Below are 21,811 nucleotides of genomic sequence, written 5' to 3' on the forward strand. Positions count from 1 at the left end.
TGCGGCTTGCAGCAGGCTTTCCTCTGCAAGTCCGCATCAAAACAGCGGATTCAGTTTCGGCGATTTCTAAATAAGCCTACATTAACCGCATCACATCGTTTCATTACCCATTTAAAAGTCTCGCAATAACGATATATTGCTGCGTCAAGACTAGTGCGATCCTGTCTTACACCACATCGCATCTCAGTGGTGGACTTTACAAAAGCCATACTAAAAACTGCCGCTCATATTGATGAACGACTATATCCATCGTCAACTCATCAATACACCACTACACCACTACACCAACATATCGCATCCTCACGACTGCACCATGCCTGAACTAAAGAATTGATTTCTGTGATCTCTGTCATCCGGTTGCAGTGCACCTGCGTTATCTACACGAAGGCACAGGCGTTAAAAGTCCCCGGCAATAGTGATCACTGGCGCGATTCCGAAGCCGCTTATTTAGCAACCCGAACCGGCAGCTCGGTCGCTTTTTCGTCGAACACAATGCGTGTTGCAAATTTAGCGCGCTTCATCGGGAAGCGTGAATGGAAATGGCGGACATTACCAGAACCGGAAATGACGCGTCGCACAAATTGATAATAGGCATCCATATCAATCACATGTACTACCAAAAAATAATCGTATTCGCCAGACACAAAATAACACTGCATGACCTCGGCTTCTTTGTTCATACCTGCTTCAAATGCGTGCATATGCTCATCAGACTGATTCGTCAGCGACACCTCGAGAAAAGCCAGCATGCCATATCCCAGTGCAAACGGATCGACCATAGCGACCTCTGCACTAATGATGCCCGCTTCGCGCAAATCTTTGATGCGTCGCAGACATGTAGGCTGCGAGATGTGCAGCTTGTCGGCAAGCACTCTGGTGGGGGTCTGATTATCCTTTTGCAGCAAGTTCAAAAGCTTGCGATCTACCTTGTCAAGTGCTCGATATTGGGGCATATAAAAATCGTCGTATTTACCAAAAAAACAAACAAAATAGCTTTGCGAATTAATTTTTCTGTTGTACCTTCTGGCTATTCAGTTATCTGAATAAGTCAGAGATGCAGTAATGTTGTCCTACTTTTTTAAACCTTAGGAGTATGTTCATGTCGTTCAAAACTAAAATGATTCCACTGGCTGGCGCAATTGCTTTCGCTTTCGCTGGTGCTGCGGCTGCTCAAGAACAAGTTGTTAAAATCGGTCACGTAGGTCCAATTTCCGGCGCGATTGCCCATCTGGGTAAAGACAATGAAAACGGTGCCAAAATGGCGATCGAAGAACTGAACGCTAAAGGCGTGATGATCGGCGGTAAAAAAGTAAAATTCGAACTGTTGACCGAAGATGACGGCGCAGATCCAAAACAAGGTACAACCGTAGCACAGAAACTGGTTGATGCGAAAGTAAACGGCGTAATCGGTCACTTGAATTCTGGTACAACAATTCCAGCTTCAAAAATCTACAACGATGCTGGCATCCCTCAAATTTCCCCATCTGCAACAAATCCAAAATACACACAACAAGGCTACAAAGGTGCGTTCCGCGTAGTAGCGAATGACGGCCAATTGGGCGGCACTTTGGGTCGCTATGCGGTGCAAATCAACAAAGCGAAAAAAGTCGCTGTAATTGATGACAAAACAGCGTACGGCGAAGGTGTTGCTGCTGAATTTATTAAAGGTGCAAAATCTAAAGGTGCTGAAGTTGTCGTAACTGAGCATACAACAGACAAATCTACTGATTTCAGCGCGATCCTGACCACAATCAAAGCAAAAAATCCAGACGTGATTTTCTTCGGTGGTATGGATGCGGTTGCTGGTCCTATGCTGCGTCAGATGAAGGCCCTGGGCATTACTGCTAAATTCATGGGCGGCGACGGCATCTGCTCCGCTGACTTGGTCAAACTCGCTGGTGACGGCATTGGCGAAGGTCAAGTAGTTTGTGCTGAAGCTGGTGGTGTGTTGGAAGCGCAGAAAAAAGTCAGCGATGACTGGAAAGCTGCTTACAAGAAAAAATTCGGTATCGAAGTACAAATCTACGCACCGTATGTTTATGATGCGGTGATGACGATGGCAGACGCAATGGTTCAGGCAAAATCTGCAGAACCAGCTAAGTACCTGCCATTCCTGGCGAAGATCAAACATAAAGGTATCACTGGCGACATCGAATTCGATGCTAAAGGCGACATCAAAGACGGAACTCTGACTTTGTACACATACAAAGGCGGCAAACGTGAGATCGTTCAAGTTGTGAAGTAATTCCAGACAGGCTGCTTACCCGGCCTTCTTTAAAAAACGCGACTGTCTTTGACTCGTCGCGTTTTTTTATTTTTCACTCCGCTATCGCCATTGTATTAAGCGATGTTTCCTTATGTCTTTATGTCTGTGACACAAACAATAAAAGCCCGGCGAGCCGGGCTTTTACATTATTGCTGAAGTGATCGTGTCAGATCATATTCAACTGTTTAAGCTTGATATTGACCTATGTCATTTCTTTAGCTTGTTCAGCTAACATGCATTACTTAGAAGCCAACACCCATTTCACCAGAGTACGTGCTTCAGCTTCTGTAACCTGAGGATTTGCTGGCATCGGGATAGCACCCCAAACGCCAGTACCGCCAGCCATCACCTTTTTAACTAGCTTGTCTTCTGCTGTTTTATCGCCAGCATATTTTTTCGCTACGTCTTTATACGCAGGGCCAACTACTTTATTAGCAACTGCGTGGCATGCCATACAGTTTTTTGCTTTCGCCAAATCTGCGTTTGCCATTGCAGAACCAGATGCAGCGAATGCCAGCACGGCGCTTATCAACAAAGAATATTTCATTGCTTTTTCTCCAGGTTAAAGACTACATATCGCATTTTACTGCGTTTTGTTTCGTCAGTAGCAAACGATCTCAGACAACATGCGGTTGACCATGGCGCGAATTACTTCTACTATTTACCCAAAGGAATTATTATGCCTATCATTATCGTTATTGCCCTGCTGTCACTGCTTAAATATTTGGAGGTCAGCTTCCTGGATAATTTATCCTGGTGGTGGATTGTTGGACTCGCCTTTGCTGCGTTTTTATGGTTTGAATTTTTTGAACGCATGCTGGGTCTCGACAAACGCAAGGACCATGCACATTTTGAAAAAATCAAAAACGAGCGCGTCAAACGCGCATTCGACAATAAAAAAAACGGTAAGCGATAGACGCTCATCACATTAGCTACTGTAGTCGCTGTAGATGAGCTCCATTTTCAACACAACTATCCGAGCTTGGCTTTTAACCAGAGATAATTTGTCTTGCTCTCTACCCTGAGCAAAATATATGATTCACCCATCATTGAGACGCGGTGAATATGAATCTCGAATTACGACAACTACGCTACTTCCTGGCCGTGGCGGATGAAATGCATTTCGGCCGTGCAGCATCCAAGCTGCATATGACGCAACCTCCGCTCTCACAGGCTATACAAGCACTTGAAGCAAGTCTGGGGGCAGCATTGTTTACCCGCAGCACCAGAAGCATCCTGCTGACAGCCGCAGGACATGCTCTGTTGCCGGAAGCGAGACGCATCGTCTTACAGACCCAAAACTTAGCCCAGCTGGTGCAACGTGCAGCGAATGGCGCCAGTGGTCACCTGTCATTGGCTTTCGTCTCGGTAGCCGACTACAGTGTGCTACCGCCTTACCTGAGGGAATTCCGCCATGCTCACCCTGCTGTCGCCATAGAGTTGCGCGAAGCTACCAGTGATGTGCAGTTCTCGGCTTTAGAGCGAGGGGAGATTGATGTCGGCTTGATGATTCCGCCGGTACCAGATTATCTGACGAGCACACTTAACTATCAGAAAGTATTATCAGAGCCATTAATACTGGCAATACCAGATTCTTTAAGCCAACATAAAAAATCCGCCTCGCTACAAGATTTTAAGCAACATCCGCTCATCATTTTCCCCAGAAAAATTGCACCAGCTTTGCATGACCTGATCCTCGGCTGTTTTCGTGAAGCCAGCCTTACTCCAGAGATTGGTCAGGAGGCGATACAGATGCAAACGATTATAGGCCTGGTCTCGGCTGGCATGGGGATCGCGCTTGTGCCACAATCTGTCTCGAATTTAAAACGCGCGGGTGTCACCTATCTGAATCTCCCCGAATTAAGCGCCGCAGTAGAAATCGGAGTAGCGTGGCGCAAAGATAACGCGTCTCCGGTATTACGCGCGTTTCTGAACTTACTACGAACGAAAGATACAACATGCTGATACACCCGAATCCTGACCCGGTAGCATTTACATTAGGCCCTTTATCCGTGCATTGGTACGGCCTGATGTATCTCGTCGCCTTTGTCCAGTTTGTTGCACTGGGGCGCTTGCGCATACGCTTACCCCATGTCTCCGTAATCGGATGGAAAAAGGAAGATATTGACGACATGTTGTTTTACGGTGTCTTAGGTGTCATTCTTGGCGGCAGAATAGGTGAATTCATTTTTTATCGTCCCGCTGAATTATTCAGCAACCCTTTAGAACTCTTCATGGTGTGGCACGGCGGGATGTCTTTTCATGGTGGCTTCATTGGAGTCTTGATAGCGATGTACTTGTGGTCGCGCCGCAGCGGTCGCCATTTGGCCGATGTGTATGACTTTATTGCCCCCTTGGTTCCCCTAGGTTATGCCGCTGGCCGTATAGGCAACTTCATCAACCATGAGCTGCCCGGACGAATCGCCTCTGCAGACTTGCCCTGGGCCATGATGTGGCCGGGGTTGGAACAACCAGTCCATCCTTCGCCGATTTATCAGGCGCTGGTTGATGGCGTCTTGCTATTTATCGTTCTATGGTGGTTTGCCAGCAAACCGCGGCCCCGTCTAGCGGTCGGCTCGATGTTTGTGCTGTTATATGGATGCACCCGTTTCTTCACCGAGTATTTCAGAACACCTGACTATGTGGTCAGCGCATTCGGCGTGACGATTTCAGCGGGTCAGATGTTATCAGCGCCAATGATTGCCGGCGGCATCATTTTATTGTGGATCGCCTATAAAAAACCGTCCGCAATATCCAAGTAACCGATCCAGCAATCCATCAGAGTGCGAAGTAGCGAAAGTATGATCAGGCAAGCAGTTTCTGAATGAGCTTCCACTCTGAGACAGTCACAGGAGTAATCGATAATCGACTACCTTTCTGTAACAAGACCATATCTGCCATCGCCTCGTTTTTTCGTAATTCGGCAAGAGAGAGTAAGCGTGTTTTGCGCTTTGCGCAGATATCGACCATCATCCAGCGCGGCGTCTCAAGTGTTGCTTTGGGATCGTAGTATTTACTGTCAGGATCAAATTGCGTGTGGTCAGGATAAGGCGTACTGGCAACCTCAGCGATACCGGCAATACCCGGCTCAGCACAACTTGAATGATAGAACAAAACGCCATCACCAATTTTCATCGCGTCACGCATGAAATTACGTGCCTGATAATTCCTTACGCCGAACCAAGGGATCGTCGATGCGCTTAACGCGTCATCAATACTGATTTCATCAGGTTCCGACTTCATCAGCCAATAAGCCATAAGTAACTCTCAAATGAGTGAACGTAGTAAAAGCGTATCAGCATACGTTCCGGCAAGCGCAAAATCAATTTTCTTAATGAAAAAAACACTGGCAACTTTCGTTGTCAGTGCTTTAAAATAAGTCCCCACCAATGCCGCTATGCCGGCATCCTGAACCTGGCGGTTCAAGTTGGCTACAGTCAGTTCAATTTCGGGTTCATCGGACTAGCGACGCTCACACCCATCAAACAATTTCTACAGCCTATGCACATAAATGGTTCAAGGAATATATGACATTGGCGAACACGGTAGGGAATTGAAGTTTACTCCTATCCGGGATTTCGTACAGCTTTTTTTAAGTTTTTTTGATTGATTAAACCAATACAAGCACGGTTCAAAATAGATTTTCTTGGGGTGTCAGCGCCTTGTCCAAAACCTCATGCATATTGTGAATTTTTTGCCTCACTTCTGCAATAGAGAGTCCGGATAGAGGACCTTCCGGTGACTTGGTCGACAATAGCTCAGCTGTTACACCCAAGGCGGCCATTACGGCGATCCTGTCATTTCCCTTGATCTTACCTGCATCGCGAATCGCAGACATTTTATCGTTGAGATAAGCGACAGCGGTCAGCAAGGCTTTGTCTTCGCCTTCCTTGCAGCTCAGTTTGTAAGCCTGCCCCATGATATTGACGTCAAGTTGTATCACCGTAGTTTCCTTCATGCTGCTTCCTTGTCTATATCGTCCTCTGCAGGCAAATGTGCGAGCAAGGCAGTCACACGACCATGCGCTTCATCCATGCGCTGATGCAATTCACCATTCTCTTCAGTCAGCGCGACGATATCACGTCGTAGCTCCGCATTTTCGCGACGTAAAAAATCCGTCAGCTCTGCCAGCCGTGCGACTTTTTCAGCAAGTAATTCAAATTCAGAATTCATCTCATCACTTTGGTTAGACCAGACTTTAGGTTTTAAATTATAAATGGAAATCAGACCCTAAAGCATTTCTATCAAGTCACCATCACTTAAAATCAGAGCAGCCTTGATTCTTTTAGTACCGACCAGTCCCTGCAACGCATCCGCATAAACCTGCAACTGAGCCCGGTAGCCTTCGCGCTCACTACTGAGCAAAGCGCGTTTATAGTCAAGTATCCAGACTTCATGCTCAAAAAATACGACTCTGTCCAAACGCAACGTCTGTTGTTGAAACAGAACATCCATCTCGTTGCGTGCATACAAATAGCACTCTGGTCTAAAATACTTCTCAAGCTCGGGCTGGGACAATATCGCCTGCGCCTGCAGTCGTATCGTTGAAGCAACGCCGCCTGGACAAGGTAACCACGAGGCAATTGCGTCAGTGTCAGGGATAATGAGTGGCCAGGTCTGCACCCGATTAGTCAGCCGCTCCATCAAAGCGTGCAAGGCAATTCCCTCAATCTGCACCTCTGTCAGCACCGGAGTGACCTCAACATCAGCCAAAGCCAGATCCGGCGGATTAAACAATGCCACGTCGAATTCGTCATGCGCTTGCGACAGCAGGCTCTCCGATTGTTGTAACTCGGTTGGCGGGACCTGACTCAGCCTCTCGTACCAGCTACCTTGAATAAGGCCCGGCATACCTGTATTCGCCTCGTCAGAGCTGACATCTGGCTCAGGATTTTTTTTGGCAGCCTTATTTTTTTTGCCCTTCTCACTGGAGATACCGCTTAGTATCAGTAGATTCTTAGCCCGGGTTGCAGCCACATAGAGCAAATTCCAGTTCTCCTGCTCCGCCTGCGCCTCCTCCTGAGCGAACAAAGCGTCCCTTGCAGCACCGCGCTGATCTTTGCGCCCGAAAACAGAAAAATGCCGCGCCTCTCCTTGCTGTAAAGGCCACTGACACAATATGCCAGTCTGATCCTTCGCAGATTCACTATGATTCGCATCGACCATCACTACAACCGTGGCCTCCAGTCCCTTGGCGCTGTGGATAGTAAGAATGCGGACCGCATCAGTGGCGCCATCAATCGACGATTCATCGGGCGCGTCGTCTTCGCCGCCTTTCTGAAACACGGCCAGCGCTGCAACAAACTTCGGCAAACTAGGATAGCGCCCTGCATCCATATTCAGCGCAAGCTCGATAAATGCTTCGATATTGCCGATGATCTGGTTTCGCTCAGCCGGATTGGCATACTGAGCATAGCGCGCCAGCAATGCGCCTTCGTGTAAAATTTTATCCAGCAGATCATGCACAGGAAGATCATGTGCGGCCTGCATCCAGTTGCTCAACAGAGCATAGGCGCGGACAAAGATCGTCACACCGCCTTCGCTATGCAAGGCTTGCAAGCGCTTCCACCAGGACGTCTCCGTACGCCGCGCAAGCGTAATCAGATCATTGTCGCCTGCGGAAAAAATCGGCGATTTAAGAATATGCGCTAAAGCACGGTTATCGCCAGGCGTCATCAAGAATCCCAGCAATGCCAGTAAATCAGCGACCTCCAAAGCATCCAGCAATCCTCCGCGACGGCTGGATACAAAGGGAATCCCCGCTGCACGCAAGGCATTTTCATACGATGACAAATGCGTACGACGCCGCACCAGCAACATCACCTGCGACCAGGCTAGGTCGCCTATCTGCCGGCGCGCCATTAACAAAGCTTGCGCGATCTGATGCCCTTCTTCCAGACGACGGCGATCTTCATCTTCGACTAATGCCGTGGTAAAAGGGTTGCGTAACGTATGTAACATAGGTGACATCTGCGACGCATCTGAGGTTTCAGGAGAATTGTCTCCAGAATTCACATCATTGCTGGCTACTTCAGAATCGATCTCAATCAAAGGCAAGCGCCACACCTCGCCATGTGCCGTCGAAGCACTGGTCTGCGGAACATAAATCGGATTTTCACGCATGCTATCGTTCAATATAGCGACGATTTCCGGTGCATTCCTACGGGTTTGATTTGTACGTAAAAGCACAGCTCCTTGTTGCGCCAGCAATTGACGTGCAGCAGAAAATACACGTGGCTCCGCACGGCGGAAGCGATAAATAGATTGCTTGGGATCGCCCACAATAAATACCGTCGGACGTTCGGCATCACTGCCGTAGGCATCCAGCCATGCCTGTACGATATTCCATTGCAAAGGATTGGTATCCTGAAATTCGTCGAGCAAAATATGCTTGTAGCGCGCATCCAGTCTGCTATGCAGATAGGCAGCATATTCTTCATTGCTGATCAGGCGGTAAGCCTGCCATTCCAGGTCGGCAAAATCGAATACCCTCTGATCTGCTTTCAGAGTTTGATACTGTTCCAGATAAGCGGCGCCAACTTGAAAAAGTGCCTCATTGATTGTCAGTACCATTTTTTCGGCACTGCGTCGTCTCAATAGTTTCAGCGTATCGGCGATGACGATACATTCATCATCAAAACTCGCCACACTGTCTGGCCCCAACCATTTTTCAATCGCCAGCAACAAATTTTTGGTTTTCAGATTTGATCTATTTTTACCATCTGCACCAAAAAATTCGTTACATAAGGCATCAAAATTGTCGAGACTGGCATTACCGGAGAGCGCCGTCTCCATGGCTGTTGCACGTTTCTGATTAGTTGCTGTACCTTGCCCGAGGCAAACAGCAATTGCACTGATGCGCTGACATAATTCCAGATCATTCCATAAGGCTAACCGTGGGTCGTACTCTGCATCGATACCACACATATCGCGCAACCAGTCAAGCGGGTTGCCATCAGCATCGTCCTGATTCGATGCCCACCATTCCGCCCGCTTATCAAGGAAGGCATCGAGCATCTTCCTGGTATTAAAATCACCTAATTCTTCATATAGCAAAAGCAGCGCGGTACGTGTCTGCTGATGCTCGGTATCTTTCAGGGATTGCATTAATCGCGCATAAGCTTCGCGTTGCAAATCCGCTGTCGCCTCTAGCAAACTAAAGCCATGCGGCACACCCGATGCCAGCGGTGCGAGCTGTATCAGCCGCCCGAACCAGCTATGAAATGTATCCATCGCCAAAGATTGCGGACTGGACAAGACCTTTTCATACAATCGGCGGGCGACAGGCAAATTTTTCATCACATCTGCTTGTGCTACACCGCGCTCCAGCAACAAAGCCGTCGCCTCCGGCTCCTCTGCCAGCGCGAGTTGGCGCAACAAATCCACCAAACGCTCACGCATCTCCTGAGCCGCTTTACGGGTAAACGTAATTGCCAGCAGCTCGCCGGGTTCTGCGCCCGCCAGCAATAAGCGCAGCATACGTGCGACCAGCAGCCAAGTCTTGCCGCTACCGGCACAGGCTTCGACAACAACGGATGATTTTGGCTGACAGGCGGCAGAAGTAAAACTCAGTGCGTCCGCTGGCTGACCATTAATTTCATACGCTTGCGCGCTTTGCAGGGTCATCACCATGCCCCCTTGCGACAAAGTCCGCGCATTTCACAATATTGGCACACCGACTCTGTTCCTTGTGCGGTGAGTGCGGCTCCGTTTCTGATCGCCTGCATATTGCCCTTAATTGCGTTTTCCAGCGATTGCGTCCAGTGGTGAAAATCCTGACTGGCAGCATCGCCAATTTTGCCACGTTCTAATTCCAGCCCGACATAACTGGCCGCCGCTACATCCTGATTGGCTAGCAGTCCATAAAATGGCAATTGCTGATCCTCACCCTCTTTCAAGCGTATGTTTAAAGAAGATAAGGTTTTTGTTTTGTAATCGAGTACCGCACGTTCGCCATTGGCATTGATATCGATCCGGTCGATGCGTCCACGTAGCATTACGCTTTCTTCCTGACCATTTATATCCCAGCTCAAGCTGTGCTCTCGCCACTCTTCACCAAGTTCAAAGCGCCATCCATCGGCTTCGCGCTGGTCTGCCCATGCGACATATGAAGGAATGACCTTACTCCATCGCACGCTATAACCCAGCGCAGCTGGGCTATGCTGCAAAATCTGAGCAAACCGCTCAGTTGAAATATCATTGAGTAACTGCAACCGGTCAGTCACCTTCTCTGCAGCGAGGCGGTCATGATAGGTTTTTAAAATCGCATGCAGCCAATCGCCATAATCGCGTTTTTCCGGCATATCAGATAATTCGTCGATCGCATCCAGTTTCAACATACGGCGCGCAAAAAATTGATATGGACACGCAATCAGACTACTGTATGCGCTTGATGATAAAGTCGCCGGCGCCAGCACTGCGGCAGCAGGTGCGGGCTGCAATACATTCAGCGTATTCAGCGTCTGCACTGGCAAAACCGGGTGATGTACACCAAGCCTTGCTTGTCCGCTTCGCTCAAGTGCGAGGTCGAGTTGCGCCAGCCACGGACTAACCGGGTTATGCTCTCCTTGTAATTGACCCTGCCAAGACAACACGATCTCAGAATTCGATAACAGCAGCTCGGTAAAATCGCGCAACTGCTGTTGCTGCCTTTGCTCTCGGGTAATCAGACCACATTCACGCCGTACCGCATTGGTAAAAAACAAAACCTCCTGGGCTTGAGAAGGCAAATGCGCAGCATCTGCACCGACTAGTAACACCGCGTCGAATCGACGTAAGCGTGCGCCATTCAGCGGCAGCATAAAAACACGCTTATCGTTCCGGCTATGGATGTAAGGTGCATTCTCAAATTGCAGATTGACGAAAGCCCGCCATTCAGAAAAAGAAAACGGCGCCGCCATATGCTGACAATCTTCGACTAAGGCCTGCAACAAGTTAATAATCTGCGAGCCGGCAGCATCAACTGCCAGATTCGCATGAATACCAAGCTCATATAGCATTTGCAGCGTGCTCTTACTCCACTCGGATAAGTTTTTTCGTCCGCTAAACTGATTTGCCTGACGAGCCAGAATCGCAATCCATTGGCGCGCATCTGGCTTAGATTCAAGTAAGGACAACATCGAGTCCCAACCGCCCAAAACATTTGCCCGGCGCAAGCTCAGCTCAATTTGCATGACCATATCCGACTTGTCGTTTGCAGTGCCGAGAGAAGCCGGAATTGGCAGATAAGGGGACTTCAGTAAGTCGATTAAGGCCATCGTATCGGCTTTGGTCACAACGACTTCAAACCAGGCCGCCATCGCAGCAGCTGCCCTGGTCGTCGATAATTTCCACCCGGTTTCATCGGCAACGAATACTTTTGCACGTTCCAGCAATGCCCTGATACGACGAGCAACCGCCCTGTCCTGCGCGATGACAGCAATGCTCTGATGTCCTGCAAGCAGCCAGTCCACAATAGTTTGTGCGCCTTGCTGCGCCTCGTCTTCGAGTGAGGCGGCCTCACATAAACGAATATGCGACATTGCCGCTGGTTCTAATAAAAATTGCTGCTGCCCCCGATGAGTTTCATCTAACAAATTCGGCCAGGCAGTAGCGTAAATTGCTGGCAGGCTTACAGAGCGCCAGTCCAGCAAAATCGTCATGAGTTTTTTCTTTTTTGCATAGGCATAAAGAAATGCCTTTTCCATCGCATTCGGTGCGGTTGGGCTAATCCATACCAACGGCTCTTGCGCATGTTGTGCGATATGCATCCAATGATGATGTCCGTGCACGATCGCATCGCGCTCATCTAGCTGACTCTGCCAGATTGTCCACACCAGCTGCGCTTCTTCAGACAAGATTTTTTGGCTGGGTTGCGGTAGCTGTGCCAACGCCGTATGCCAGCGCTGCATCGCACCGTCTTTGTCTGATTGCACCGCAGGCAACAACGCCTGTGTCAATTCATCAGAGAGATTAAGTAAAGTTTGCGCCAGTGGCAGCAAATCCGTATTACGCCGGGCGGTAAATAATTTTTTCAGCCAGGCATGCTGTCGCAACTCGGCATACAAACCCATCAAACGCTCACTCGACGCGCTGACTTTCGGTACTTCTTGAGGGGGTAGCATTTCGACCCAGGCGAACATGGTATTAATGCGCGGCGGGATAAAATTAGTACGCAATTCCTGGCTCAGCGCTTTCAAAAATAACTGCGCATGTTCAAAGGTCGGTACCACGACCCGTACCGATGAAAAATCAAGCGGCAATACAATAGCCCAATCTGGTGAACGCAACTCTTGCAAGAACGTAGTGGCAGCCTGCTGCCAGAAGTCAGCTGATGCAGGAATCAATTCGTGGATATTACGCATGGCACCAAGGCTGAGGTTGAGAGTAAGGCATTGAACATAGATTAAAAGAGCACAATGAGAGATCCATGTGTTGTCAGAAAATTTGCCTGATGGACAAGCATTTTATGCGAGAGCGAATACAATTTGAGGGCTGGATGACACTTTTCTAAAAAATAGGTTATTATTTGACGCATAGTTTGCTACTAGACACCACTGAATCCATTGCTGCATCATTCAAAAACGATGAGCACCATTGAATTTGCACAGATCGCCTCCAGATTCACATTGTTATACCGGATGCGTCATCGTCGCAATGTAGATCACATATCCTACAAACCGATTTCAGATTAAACTCCTGTGGCGCTGTACCCCCTTAATTTTTCCCTCGAATGAGGATTCCATGAGCGAAAACATCAAATATGTAAGCGATGCTTCTTTCGAAGCAGACGTACTGAATTCCGACAAACCAGTCTTGGTTGACTTCTGGGCAGAGTGGTGTGGTCCTTGCAAAATGATCGCCCCGATACTCGAAGAAGTAGCGAAAGAATATGACGGCAAGATCGTAATTGCGAAGATGGACGTCGATGCGAACCAGGCTATTCCTGCCAAATTCGGTATCCGTGGCATTCCTACACTGATCCTGTTCAAAAACGGCGCGGCAGCGGCACAAAAAGTCGGCGCGCTGGCAAAAGGTCAACTTACCTCTTTTATTGATAGCAATATCTAATATATTCAAGGTAGAATACGGCGAATCAAGGGCGGTGCTACGGTACCGTCCAATTAGCAAAATTAGCCGCATTGAATTGAACTGCTGTTGTACACGCAGTTAGCAATCTAAAAAAATTAAAATTTGACTCTGCATATCAGCAGAAACATCCAAAATATCATCCTGTAGTTCACCTCTGTTCACTCCCCCACCTACCTATCCCATCCCGGGACACTCAACATGCACTTATCAGAATTAAAGGCGTTACACGTCTCAGCCTTGCTAGAAATGGCCATTGGTCTAGACATTGACAACGCAGCACGGATGCGCAAACAAGAACTCATGTTCGCCATTCTTAAAAAACGCGCCAAATCCGGCGAACAAATTTTTGGCGATGGCGCTCTCGAAGTATTGCCTGACGGCTTTGGCTTCCTGCGCTCGCCCGATGCCAGCTATATGGCGTCCACTGACGATATCTATATTTCACCCTCGCAAATCCGTCGCTTCAACCTGCACACAGGGGATTCGATCGAAGGTGAAGTCCGGACACCAAAAGACGGAGAACGTTATTTCGCTCTGGTGAAAGTCGACAAGGTCAATGGCGAATCGCCAGAAGCCTCGAAACATCGTATCCTGTTTGAAAACTTAACACCGCTGCACCCGAACAAGCCTTTGCAGCTTGAGCGCGAGATGCGCGGTGAAGAAAATACGACTGGCCGCATCATTGATATGATTGCGCCAATCGGTAAAGGCCAGCGCGGCTTATTGGTCGCCTCGCCAAAATCCGGTAAGTCCGTGATGCTGCAACATATTGCTCATGCAATTACCACCAATCATCCCGATATCACGCTGATCGTTTTGCTGATCGACGAACGCCCTGAAGAAGTCACCGAAATGCAACGCAGTGTGCGTGGTGAAGTCGTCGCCTCTACTTTTGACGAACCTGCAACACGTCACGTACAGGTCGCCGAGATGGTGCTGGAAAAAGCAAAACGCCTGGTCGAAATGAAAAAAGATGTGGTCATTTTGCTCGACTCGATCACCCGTCTCGCACGCGCCTACAACACGGTCATCCCAGCCTCCGGCAAGGTATTGACCGGTGGCGTTGATGCGAATGCGCTGCAACGTCCAAAACGCTTCTTCGGCGCCGCACGTAACGTAGAAGAAGGCGGATCCCTGACGATTATCGCTACTGCGCTGATCGAAACCGGCAGCCGCATGGATGATGTGATTTATGAGGAATTCAAAGGCACGGGCAATATGGAAGTCCATCTCGAGCGCCGTTTGGCCGAGAAACGCACCTACCCAGCAATTAATCTGAACAAATCCGGCACACGCCGCGAAGAGTTGCTGATCAAGCCAGATCAATTGCAAAAAATCTGGATCCTGCGCAAGCTGCTGTATAGCATGGATGAGATCGAAGCGATGGAATTCATCCTCGATAAAATGAAGGCGACCAAAAACAACGCAGAGTTTTTTGAAATGATGCGTCGTGGCGGTTAAAACAGCGTAACTGCTGCGAGGTGGATGAGCGAAGCAAAGTTACTCTTTATCGCTACCACTAGCCTGATGAGCCATCTGTACAGATGGCTCTTTTTATTTGCGTCGCGATTATTTATGCCGTGATTATTTCTACCGTAATTATTTTTGTCGCGATTATTTATGCCGTGATTTTATGCCGATGGCAAATGACGACATAGCTGTTCAAACCAGCCGACCTGTTCAGCCCGCCGGATCCACCAGTTTAGCGCCGCGCCCGACTCACCACTACGCCAGGCAAGATAAATCGTTTCCTCTGCCTTTGGCTCCTCGACTTTCTTCTCAATCAAGCGTCCGGCCTGAATCGCCTCGCGGGCGCAAAATTCTGGCAAAAATCCAAAGCCTATCCCCGCCAGCTGAAAATCCAGTTTGGCACGCATGGTAGGCACGGTAATCGCGTCCTGACCAAACAACACACCGACCGTCCGCGCAGGTAATAAATGGGCAGAATCTGCCACGGTCACCGCGCGATATTGCTGGAGGTCTGACTTGCTTAATACCGATGCTTTATCCGCAAATGGATGATCAGGCGAGACCGCAAATACAAACGGGATTTTACCAATCGCTTTAGCAGAATAACCGCCACCAGAAGGCCCCTCGCCAGCAGCTCCCAACAGGATATCGACCCGACCATCCAGCAATGCCTCCCAGGTTCCGGATAACGCTTCTTGCACGATACGTAGACGCGTCTGATTCGCTACATCACAGAACGCCAGGATGTCATCCTTCAAGACGATGGGAGAAAACAAAGAGTCCATACCAATCGTTAATTCGGTCTCCCAGCCAGTTGCAACACGCTGCACTCTACGCTCCAGATCACTGGCCGCCTTGAGCAAATATCGTCCTTCTTTAAGCAACTCTTTCCCAGCCAGAGTCAGTGTGACTTTCGGTCCAAGCCGCTCAAACATCTGCACCCCTAACTCCTCCTCCAGCTTGGCAACGGTGTAGGAAATCGTCGATGGTACGCGAAACATCTCCTTGCCTGCTGCTGCGAACGATCCCCGACGGTCAATCGCATCCATAATTTGCAAGGCATCCAGGCTGATTTTTAACATACGCACGCCTTGTTATGGATTCGATTTTTGATTATTTTTTGCATATAATTTAATCATCGATTTTTTCGATTATATGAATGTAAATTTTCCGTTTTTCATTTAAATAATACAACACTATACTGCAAGACATCGAAGGAAAATCAGTAAATAAAGGCAATTCTTAACTTCGATTAAATCGACCATACAACTTAATCAAGGAACTATCATGTTAACTATTCGTAAAAGTGCTGATCGCGGCGATGCCAACCACGGCTGGTTAAAATCCAAACACTCATTTTCGTTTGCTGAGTATTTTGATGAACAACACATGGGGTTCGGACCATTGCGCGTGATTAATGAAGACCGCGTTGAAGCTGGTCGTGGTTTTGGCACACATGGCCATCGTGATATGGAAATCATTTCGTACGTCCTGGATGGCGAGCTCGCTCACAAAGACAGCATGGGTACGGGCTCGGTGATCCGTTACGGCGATGTACAACGTATGAGTGCAGGCAGTGGCGTGCGCCATAGCGAGTTCAATCATTCAGCATCGAATCCAGTTCACTTTTTACAAATCTGGATAGAGCCGAACGTGAAAGGCATCTCGCCAAGCTATGAAGAAAAACACTTTGACACCGCATCAAAGCAAGGCGCATTGCGTGTAATCGCCTCACCCGATGGCCGCGACAACTCTGTTTTAATTCATCAGGATGCTTCTATTTTTGCGGCGATTCTTAATGGTGATGAACAAGTCACACAGCCGCTGGCTGTGGGACGACTTGGCTACGTGTACGTTGCAAAAGGTCAGTTGCTGGTAAATGGTTTGTTGCTAGAAACTGGTGACGCCTTAAAAATCAACGATGAGACCGCCATCACATTGCGTGAGGCAGCACAGGCGGAGGTGCTGTTATTTGACCTGCCGGCACGTTAACTATCAGGTCAGAAAATTCATGTTCTGCAAAAAATTTAGTAAAAAGCTCTCTAAAAATTAGACTCATTTAATTTTTTTATTACATGATCGAACTGTAAGTTGTCCATCGCGGTATTTATTTCTTCAAAACCTTGTGGCGATAGTTTTTTAGAAATAAATTCCCTTAGTTCAAAATACAGATCGCATGCAGCCAAATTGTTTTGGCTTAGAAGTGCTTTAAGGTGCTTCATTTTTTCCAGAGTTTCGCCTCCAGTAATATCGACGTAGCTTCTTTCGACCTCAGCATAGTTCTGTGCAGATAACCATTCTCCAGACTGATCAATAATTTTGCGTAATTCAATCGACGCATCCTGGAGTAAGGCCGCAATAGCGTCCGTGTCTTTCACTTTTACAGCGCTTTCAATTTCGAGTGAAATATTAACGAATTTTTTAGCACCTAAGGTTCCAATAGAACCTCTCATCGTATGAACTAAAGTCGCGATATCTGTAAGTTGCCCATCCTGCAACGCTTGTTCTAGAAGTATGATTTGAGAAGGTATTTTGCTCGCGATATCACGAATCAATGGAACTATTTTTTGAATATCTTGCGGGTTATTTTTTACAAGTGCCAAAAGAGTTGCGGGGTTAAAAGTCGCCAATTCAATGTGCGGCGGTGATATGTCACCTGGTTGAGATAACTCTGCTTTTTCCAAGTCTTTCACTAACATTGGCAGATAGTTTGCTATCGTCGAAAACATCCCGTCAACATCAATAGGCTTTGTGATGAAACCATTCATTCCCGCCTGAGCACACCGGTTTCTCTCCGAGAGCATGACCCCTGCAGTCAACGCTAGGATCGGCAACTTACAATTTAGGTCATTACGAATAATCCGCGTAGCAGTAATACCGTCCATAACTGGCATCTGAACATCCATTAAAATAATATCGAAGTCATCCAGCCTTCCTCTCAACCGTTCGACTGCCAAATGCCCATTGTCAACAACCTCGACACTAGCGCCACCCTGCTCTAAAAGTCCTCTAGCGACTATTTGATTCAACGAATTATCCTCAACGACTAATATTCTTATATTATCTAAACGATGATAATTTGCGATTTTTAGATTTAAAAATGGGGAGCTGATGTTCTCGCCTGATCGGGTTGCAATTGCCTCATGCAGCGTATCAAATAGACTTGATCCCGTGAGTGGCTTCATCAGAATAGCATCGGCATACAGCGCGGCTTGCTCCTGAATTAGCCGATCTCTGGAGTAGGCATTCACCATAATTATCAGCGGAATTTGATCATCCGGCATCAGTTCTCGCAAGGTTTTGATTGTTACTAGCCCATCCATCATCGGCATTTGCCAGTCAACCAAAATTGCATCGATGCGCGCTTCGGATTTGCGCATGTTAGACCGTACATACTCAATTGCTTGCATTCCCGACGAAGCACTTTCAGCATGCCAATTCCAACCGCGAATTGTCCTGCATATATAGTCTCTGCTGGTGTGATTATCATCAACCACAAGCAGGTTTAATTTAGCAGCGTCTGGTTGTATTTGAACTGCGCCAACAACTCCTCCGAGTTTCATTGGAATAATTAATTGAAACTCACTTCCTTTGCCTAGTTGACTGCGGACTTTGATTTTCCCCCCCATTAGCTGGACAATTCTCTGCACAATAGTGAGCCCTAAACCAGTACCACCAAACTTTCGGGTGATGGAGGCATCCGCCTGAGAAAATGGGATAAACAATTGACTGATCTGACGATCATCCATCCCAATACCCGTATCTTTAATAGAGAACCGAAGATGAACGGAATCCGGACTAGCCCCAAAATCTACAAGTACGGTATCAACAAAGACCGAGACTTCACCTTTTGCGGTAAATTTAATCGAATTACCAACTAAATTAATTAATATTTGCTGCAATCTCAGCTGATCTCCAACTAGCTTCTGAGGAACACTGGGATCAACGCCGATGGCAAGTTCAAGATCTTTATCACCCGCATTTACCGACATTAAGCTAGCGAGTGCGCCAAGAACATCATCTAAAATAAATTCCGTTGATGACAACTCCAGCTTATCCGCTTCAATTTTTGAAAAATCTAAAATATCATTTAAAATTTGCATCAACGCTTGACCGGATACCCGAATCATCTCTAGGTATTTCCGTTGTCCTGCTTCCAGACGGGTATTCGATAATAGTTGCGTAATCCCAAGCACGGCGTTCATTGGTGTACGGATTTCATGGCTCATATTCGCAACAAAATTACTTTTGGCACGATTTGCTTTTTCTGCTGCTTCTTTGGCATTGAGCATCAACAAGTCCAACTCTTTTTGTTGAGAAATATCACTCGCGATTCCAAGAAATCCTGACACCTGATCCTTACTATCCCGAATGGCCGTCACAACGAGCTTCACTGGCAAAGTTGATTTATCTTTGCGGATATAAGTCCATTCACGCTGCTCGGCGATCCCCATTTTAGCTAACGCGACGAACGCCTCAAAACCTTCTACAGTTCGACCTAATTCGCGCGAAAGTTCAGCCCCTCTTGCCACCACTTCGTTCGCCAGATGAAATATCGCTGGACTCGTTTGACCGACGACTTCCTCCGAACTATAACCAAGCATTTTTTCAGCGCCTCGACTAAAAAGCGTAATAACACCGTCTGTGCTTGTTGCAATAATTGAGAATTCTGTTGCCGAATCAAAAATTACCTGTAGCTGATACTGAGCTTCAAACTGCGCTCTTTGCGCTCGTTTGATTGGAGTAACATCAGTAACAAACGCGTAGAAACCGTTAACTACACCATCACGCACCGTAGGAATATAAGAGGCAATGCTATCTTTTACTTCACCGCTAGGTGTAATAAAAGTGCGCTCGAACATCTGCTCTTCGCCACGTAAAGCCGCATCAATATGGGGTTTGTTCAGTTGATATCGCTCTTCACCGATCACCTCACGGATATGGCGAGTTTTAATTTGATCTGGTACGAATCCAAAAAAATCAAGATACGCGTTATTAGCAAAAATATTTTTTAGATCTGTATTCCAATAGCCAATCATCGATGGAAAGCTATTAATGACCGTATTCAGATCGCGATTTTTTATTATTAATTCCTCTTCAAAACCTCGTCTTTGCTTTTCTCTTGTGTTGACCTCATTCATGGCCGCCGCAACCACAACGGCAGGGATTTCAGCCAACAGAATAGGAATATAGATCAATAACGACTGCCAATTACTCATTATTGGTATAGGAATGAAATAGCCTAAATTCATTAGTAGACAAACGACGCAAGTATGAACAAATACAAGTAAAGCAGTTTCTCTAAAACTGAGTACTAACGCTGCGCCTATGATGGGGATTGCCGTATAAATGTGAGGGTAAGGGAGGTAAGCGAGTGCGATTGTCGTGACCGACATACTCAAAAGACCAAACGCAAAAAATAATATCGATGGAAATATTTTTCTACCGTTAGAGTCGTGAGGTGAAAAATAGAGCAGTAATACTGGCAACAAAGAAACCATGCCAATACAAGAGCGAGCAAACCATAAAGGCGCAACTCTCGTAAATTCACTGATGTGAAAATAACTGAACAATCCACCGCCGATGACCGCACTAAAAACCGGTGGAATACAACAAATTATCGCGACAAACCCGAGCAGACGCGCCGGACTCGACTCAAAATTATCCGCGTAATTGGTTTTCTTACAAAGCCAGTAGGCAATACTGATTTCTATCAGATTAGGGACAACAAATAATACGGCAAGAATAGAGGATGAGCCAAAAAGAAAGTTTGCAAAAAAATTGGACGCACCCAAAACGGATAAGACAACAAAAAATTTCAGCTCTCGTTTATACAGCAAACTTGCAACTGCAAGCGCGTTTGGGAACCAAAAAGCCGATACAGGATCACCATTTTTTAAATATCGGATGGAAAGCGATGCAAGCAAGAAGTAACCAAGTCCAACTAAAAGCAGAAAGGTTTTTTTATCCGGTAAAGAAATATAATTTTGTCGCATAAAAAATCACCTAATAATTTTATCTGTGCACAAGACGAGTTACATAAAAAAGTCAAAGTGCTGTTGTGGATCGCCATTTTTTATAAGCAACCCACAAGAAAATAAACATAGCGGTACATGCCATGCACATTGCTGCAAAAAAGACTGGATATTTTTCAAAAAATGAACTGTCCTCTTGGCTCAGCCATTTTGACATCACTAGCTGACGTTCCTTGGTGGAAATAGACATGAGACCATAGTCAAGAATTGTGCCCAGTTCAGGCCAGTCCTGACGGTAAGCAAAGCTCAATTGATATTCAAAGCCAATTGGATCACCCTTTGTCACGCTGGCATCATGCTGCTGCGCTTTGATAAACGCCAGGCTCGCTTCATCCATCACCACCGCCGAAATTTCATGGCGTACAAGCAGATCAATCCCAACAGAATCACTAGCTACAGCAACCCAATCGACCTAAGGAAACTTTTCACGAACATATGCTTCGACCGCATACCCTTTTCCTACTGCGACGCGCATCGCTGCCATGTCTCCCAGCGATTTTTTATTTTTTTCTTCTTTTGAAAGTACCAAGATTGCGGGAATAGAAACGTACGCCTGCGTGAAGCCCAAATACTCCGCTCTCTGAGGGTTCGGACGTAATGAGGTCAGCATATCGACCTGATGCAATTTTGCCTTTGTTAAATTGTCGTTTAGAGAGAGGGGATCTGTCGGAATGAACTGGAGACCAGTCTTTTGTTCGAGCAGTTTTAAAAAATCGACAGACAGACCATCGACTTTTTTTTGCTTGTTAACATAAATAAAGGGGCCATAATCAACTTCTGGCGCATATTGAATAACTGGGTGCGCTTTTATCCAAGTTTGTTGAGATTCACTCAATCCTGATTTAGCAATCGCAGCATTAGCTGTAACGCAGCAAATTAAGAGTAAGAATCCAACAAAATGGTGCCGTAAAAAAATTTGATACGGGTTAAAAAATGTAGGAATAGTCATTTCTCTTACCCCTTAAGAAGT

The 21,811-nt window shown here is 47.0% G+C and carries 18 protein-coding genes and 1 other RNA gene; 7 read left to right on the forward strand and 12 right to left on the reverse strand.

The annotated features are described in order from the left end of the window. Window positions 1–443 precede the first annotated feature (443 nt). Window positions 444–953, reverse strand: a complete 510-nt coding sequence (locus ACO0LE_RS06130) for an Lrp/AsnC family transcriptional regulator (protein WP_422959541.1) — start codon at window positions 951–953, stop codon at window positions 444–446. Between the two features lie 146 nt (window positions 954–1,099). Here ACO0LE_RS06130 and ACO0LE_RS06135 point away from each other — a divergent pair, with 146 nt between their 5' ends. Further along, window positions 1,100–2,245: a branched-chain amino acid ABC transporter substrate-binding protein gene (locus ACO0LE_RS06135; RefSeq protein ID WP_422959542.1), complete on the forward strand. Its 1,146-nt coding sequence runs from the start codon at window positions 1,100–1,102 to the stop codon at window positions 2,243–2,245. Window positions 2,246–2,504: 259 nt separating this feature from the next. Here ACO0LE_RS06135 and ACO0LE_RS06140 read toward each other — a convergent pair whose 3' ends face one another. Next, the gene (locus ACO0LE_RS06140) at window positions 2,505–2,813 is read right to left on the reverse strand and encodes a c-type cytochrome (RefSeq protein WP_422957061.1); all 309 of its coding nucleotides are present in this window, start codon (window positions 2,811–2,813) and stop codon (window positions 2,505–2,507) included. A 132-nt stretch (window positions 2,814–2,945) separates the two neighbouring features. On the opposite strand from ACO0LE_RS06140, the gene ACO0LE_RS06145 reads away from it, so the two are divergent. The 3 genes from ACO0LE_RS06145 to lgt all read left to right on the forward strand — a co-directional run bounded on the left by ACO0LE_RS06145 (window position 2,946) and on the right by lgt (window position 5,028). Beyond that, entirely contained in the window at window positions 2,946–3,182 is a 237-nt protein-coding gene (locus ACO0LE_RS06145) for a TIGR04438 family Trp-rich protein (RefSeq protein ID WP_422959543.1), read from the forward strand. A 149-nt stretch (window positions 3,183–3,331) separates the two neighbouring features. Beyond that, window positions 3,332–4,231, forward strand: a complete 900-nt coding sequence (locus ACO0LE_RS06150) for a LysR family transcriptional regulator (protein WP_422959749.1) — start codon at window positions 3,332–3,334, stop codon at window positions 4,229–4,231. Continuing rightward, window positions 4,225–5,028: a prolipoprotein diacylglyceryl transferase gene (lgt, locus tag ACO0LE_RS06155; RefSeq protein ID WP_422959544.1), complete on the forward strand. Its 804-nt coding sequence runs from the start codon at window positions 4,225–4,227 to the stop codon at window positions 5,026–5,028. Before ACO0LE_RS06150 ends, lgt begins: the two co-directional genes overlap by 7 nt. Before the next feature lie 43 nt (window positions 5,029–5,071). Here lgt and ACO0LE_RS06160 read toward each other — a convergent pair whose 3' ends face one another. The 6 genes from ACO0LE_RS06160 to ACO0LE_RS06185 all read right to left on the reverse strand — a co-directional run bounded on the left by ACO0LE_RS06160 (window position 5,072) and on the right by ACO0LE_RS06185 (window position 12,609). Further along, a complete protein-coding gene (locus ACO0LE_RS06160; protein ID WP_422959545.1) occupies window positions 5,072–5,524 on the reverse strand; it encodes an EVE domain-containing protein in 453 nt (150 codons plus the stop codon). A 118-nt stretch (window positions 5,525–5,642) separates the two neighbouring features. Further along, a non-coding RNA gene (ssrS, locus tag ACO0LE_RS06165) (6S RNA) lies at window positions 5,643–5,821 on the reverse strand. Between the two features lie 76 nt (window positions 5,822–5,897). Next, a complete protein-coding gene (locus tag ACO0LE_RS06170) occupies window positions 5,898–6,209 on the reverse strand; it encodes a cell division protein ZapA (protein ID WP_422959750.1) in 312 nt (103 codons plus the stop codon). Between the two features lie 11 nt (window positions 6,210–6,220). Further along, the gene (locus ACO0LE_RS06175) at window positions 6,221–6,439 is read right to left on the reverse strand and encodes a DUF904 domain-containing protein (protein WP_422959546.1); all 219 of its coding nucleotides are present in this window, start codon (window positions 6,437–6,439) and stop codon (window positions 6,221–6,223) included. Window positions 6,440–6,496: 57 nt separating this feature from the next. Continuing rightward, the gene (locus ACO0LE_RS06180; RefSeq protein ID WP_422959547.1) at window positions 6,497–9,892 is read right to left on the reverse strand and encodes a UvrD-helicase domain-containing protein; all 3,396 of its coding nucleotides are present in this window, start codon (window positions 9,890–9,892) and stop codon (window positions 6,497–6,499) included. Then, window positions 9,892–12,609 (reverse strand): PD-(D/E)XK nuclease family protein, encoded by a 2,718-nt coding sequence (locus ACO0LE_RS06185; protein ID WP_422959548.1) that lies wholly within the window; start codon window positions 12,607–12,609, stop codon window positions 9,892–9,894. Before ACO0LE_RS06185 ends, ACO0LE_RS06180 begins: the two co-directional genes overlap by 1 nt. A gap of 379 nt (window positions 12,610–12,988) precedes the next feature. On the opposite strand from ACO0LE_RS06185, the gene trxA reads away from it, so the two are divergent. Both trxA and rho read left to right on the forward strand, forming a co-directional pair. Continuing rightward, a complete protein-coding gene (trxA, locus tag ACO0LE_RS06190) occupies window positions 12,989–13,315 on the forward strand; it encodes a thioredoxin TrxA (RefSeq protein ID WP_422959549.1) in 327 nt (108 codons plus the stop codon). A 219-nt stretch (window positions 13,316–13,534) separates the two neighbouring features. Further along, window positions 13,535–14,797: a transcription termination factor Rho gene (rho, locus tag ACO0LE_RS06195; RefSeq protein ID WP_422957053.1), complete on the forward strand. Its 1,263-nt coding sequence runs from the start codon at window positions 13,535–13,537 to the stop codon at window positions 14,795–14,797. Between the two features lie 170 nt (window positions 14,798–14,967). Here the strand turns inward: rho and ACO0LE_RS06200 are convergent, their stop codons facing one another. Further along, the gene (locus ACO0LE_RS06200; RefSeq protein WP_422959550.1) at window positions 14,968–15,888 is read right to left on the reverse strand and encodes a LysR family transcriptional regulator; all 921 of its coding nucleotides are present in this window, start codon (window positions 15,886–15,888) and stop codon (window positions 14,968–14,970) included. A gap of 205 nt (window positions 15,889–16,093) precedes the next feature. Between ACO0LE_RS06200 and ACO0LE_RS06205 the strand changes: the two genes are divergently transcribed. Continuing rightward, window positions 16,094–16,798, forward strand: a complete 705-nt coding sequence (locus tag ACO0LE_RS06205; RefSeq protein WP_422959551.1) for a pirin family protein — start codon at window positions 16,094–16,096, stop codon at window positions 16,796–16,798. A 50-nt stretch (window positions 16,799–16,848) separates the two neighbouring features. Here ACO0LE_RS06205 and ACO0LE_RS06210 read toward each other — a convergent pair whose 3' ends face one another. From ACO0LE_RS06210 to ACO0LE_RS06220, 3 genes are all read right to left on the reverse strand, one after another. After that, a complete protein-coding gene (locus ACO0LE_RS06210; RefSeq protein WP_422959552.1) occupies window positions 16,849–20,802 on the reverse strand; it encodes a response regulator in 3,954 nt (1,317 codons plus the stop codon). Window positions 20,803–20,854: 52 nt separating this feature from the next. Further along, the gene (locus ACO0LE_RS06215; RefSeq protein ID WP_422959553.1) at window positions 20,855–21,178 is read right to left on the reverse strand and encodes a hypothetical protein; all 324 of its coding nucleotides are present in this window, start codon (window positions 21,176–21,178) and stop codon (window positions 20,855–20,857) included. Between the two features lie 75 nt (window positions 21,179–21,253). Beyond that, window positions 21,254–21,790, reverse strand: coding sequence for a transporter substrate-binding domain-containing protein (locus ACO0LE_RS06220; RefSeq protein WP_422959554.1), 537 nt, complete (start codon window positions 21,788–21,790; stop codon window positions 21,254–21,256). Window positions 21,791–21,811 lie beyond the last annotated feature (21 nt).

It is taken from the genome of Undibacterium sp. Xuan67W (assembly GCF_049340165.1).
Classification (GTDB): Bacteria; Pseudomonadota; Gammaproteobacteria; order Burkholderiales; family Burkholderiaceae_D; genus Undibacterium.

Bases quoted from the DNA above. Each gene is read 5' to 3' on its own strand.
- ACO0LE_RS06130 (WP_422959541.1), bottom strand. From the start codon at position 953: ATGCCCCAATATCGAGCACTTGACAAGGTAGATCGCAAGCTTTTGAAC.
- ACO0LE_RS06135 (WP_422959542.1), top strand. From the start codon at position 1,100: ATGTCGTTCAAAACTAAAATGATTCCACTGGCTGGCGCAATTGCTTTC.
- ACO0LE_RS06140 (WP_422957061.1), bottom strand. From the start codon at position 2,813: ATGAAATATTCTTTGTTGATAAGCGCCGTGCTGGCATTCGCTGCATCT.
- ACO0LE_RS06145 (WP_422959543.1), top strand. From the start codon at position 2,946: ATGCCTATCATTATCGTTATTGCCCTGCTGTCACTGCTTAAATATTTG.
- ACO0LE_RS06150 (WP_422959749.1), top strand. From the start codon at position 3,332: ATGAATCTCGAATTACGACAACTACGCTACTTCCTGGCCGTGGCGGAT.
- lgt (WP_422959544.1), top strand. From the start codon at position 4,225: ATGCTGATACACCCGAATCCTGACCCGGTAGCATTTACATTAGGCCCT.
- ACO0LE_RS06160 (WP_422959545.1), bottom strand. From the start codon at position 5,524: ATGGCTTATTGGCTGATGAAGTCGGAACCTGATGAAATCAGTATTGAT.
- ACO0LE_RS06175 (WP_422959546.1), bottom strand. From the start codon at position 6,439: ATGAATTCTGAATTTGAATTACTTGCTGAAAAAGTCGCACGGCTGGCA.
- ACO0LE_RS06180 (WP_422959547.1), bottom strand. From the start codon at position 9,892: ATGACCCTGCAAAGCGCGCAAGCGTATGAAATTAATGGTCAGCCAGCG.
- ACO0LE_RS06185 (WP_422959548.1), bottom strand. From the start codon at position 12,609: ATGCGTAATATCCACGAATTGATTCCTGCATCAGCTGACTTCTGGCAG.
- trxA (WP_422959549.1), top strand. From the start codon at position 12,989: ATGAGCGAAAACATCAAATATGTAAGCGATGCTTCTTTCGAAGCAGAC.
- rho (WP_422957053.1), top strand. From the start codon at position 13,535: ATGCACTTATCAGAATTAAAGGCGTTACACGTCTCAGCCTTGCTAGAA.
- ACO0LE_RS06200 (WP_422959550.1), bottom strand. From the start codon at position 15,888: ATGTTAAAAATCAGCCTGGATGCCTTGCAAATTATGGATGCGATTGAC.
- ACO0LE_RS06205 (WP_422959551.1), top strand. From the start codon at position 16,094: ATGTTAACTATTCGTAAAAGTGCTGATCGCGGCGATGCCAACCACGGC.
- ACO0LE_RS06210 (WP_422959552.1), bottom strand. From the start codon at position 20,802: ATGCGACAAAATTATATTTCTTTACCGGATAAAAAAACCTTTCTGCTT.
- ACO0LE_RS06215 (WP_422959553.1), bottom strand. From the start codon at position 21,178: ATGGATGAAGCGAGCCTGGCGTTTATCAAAGCGCAGCAGCATGATGCC.
- ACO0LE_RS06220 (WP_422959554.1), bottom strand. From the start codon at position 21,790: ATGACTATTCCTACATTTTTTAACCCGTATCAAATTTTTTTACGGCAC.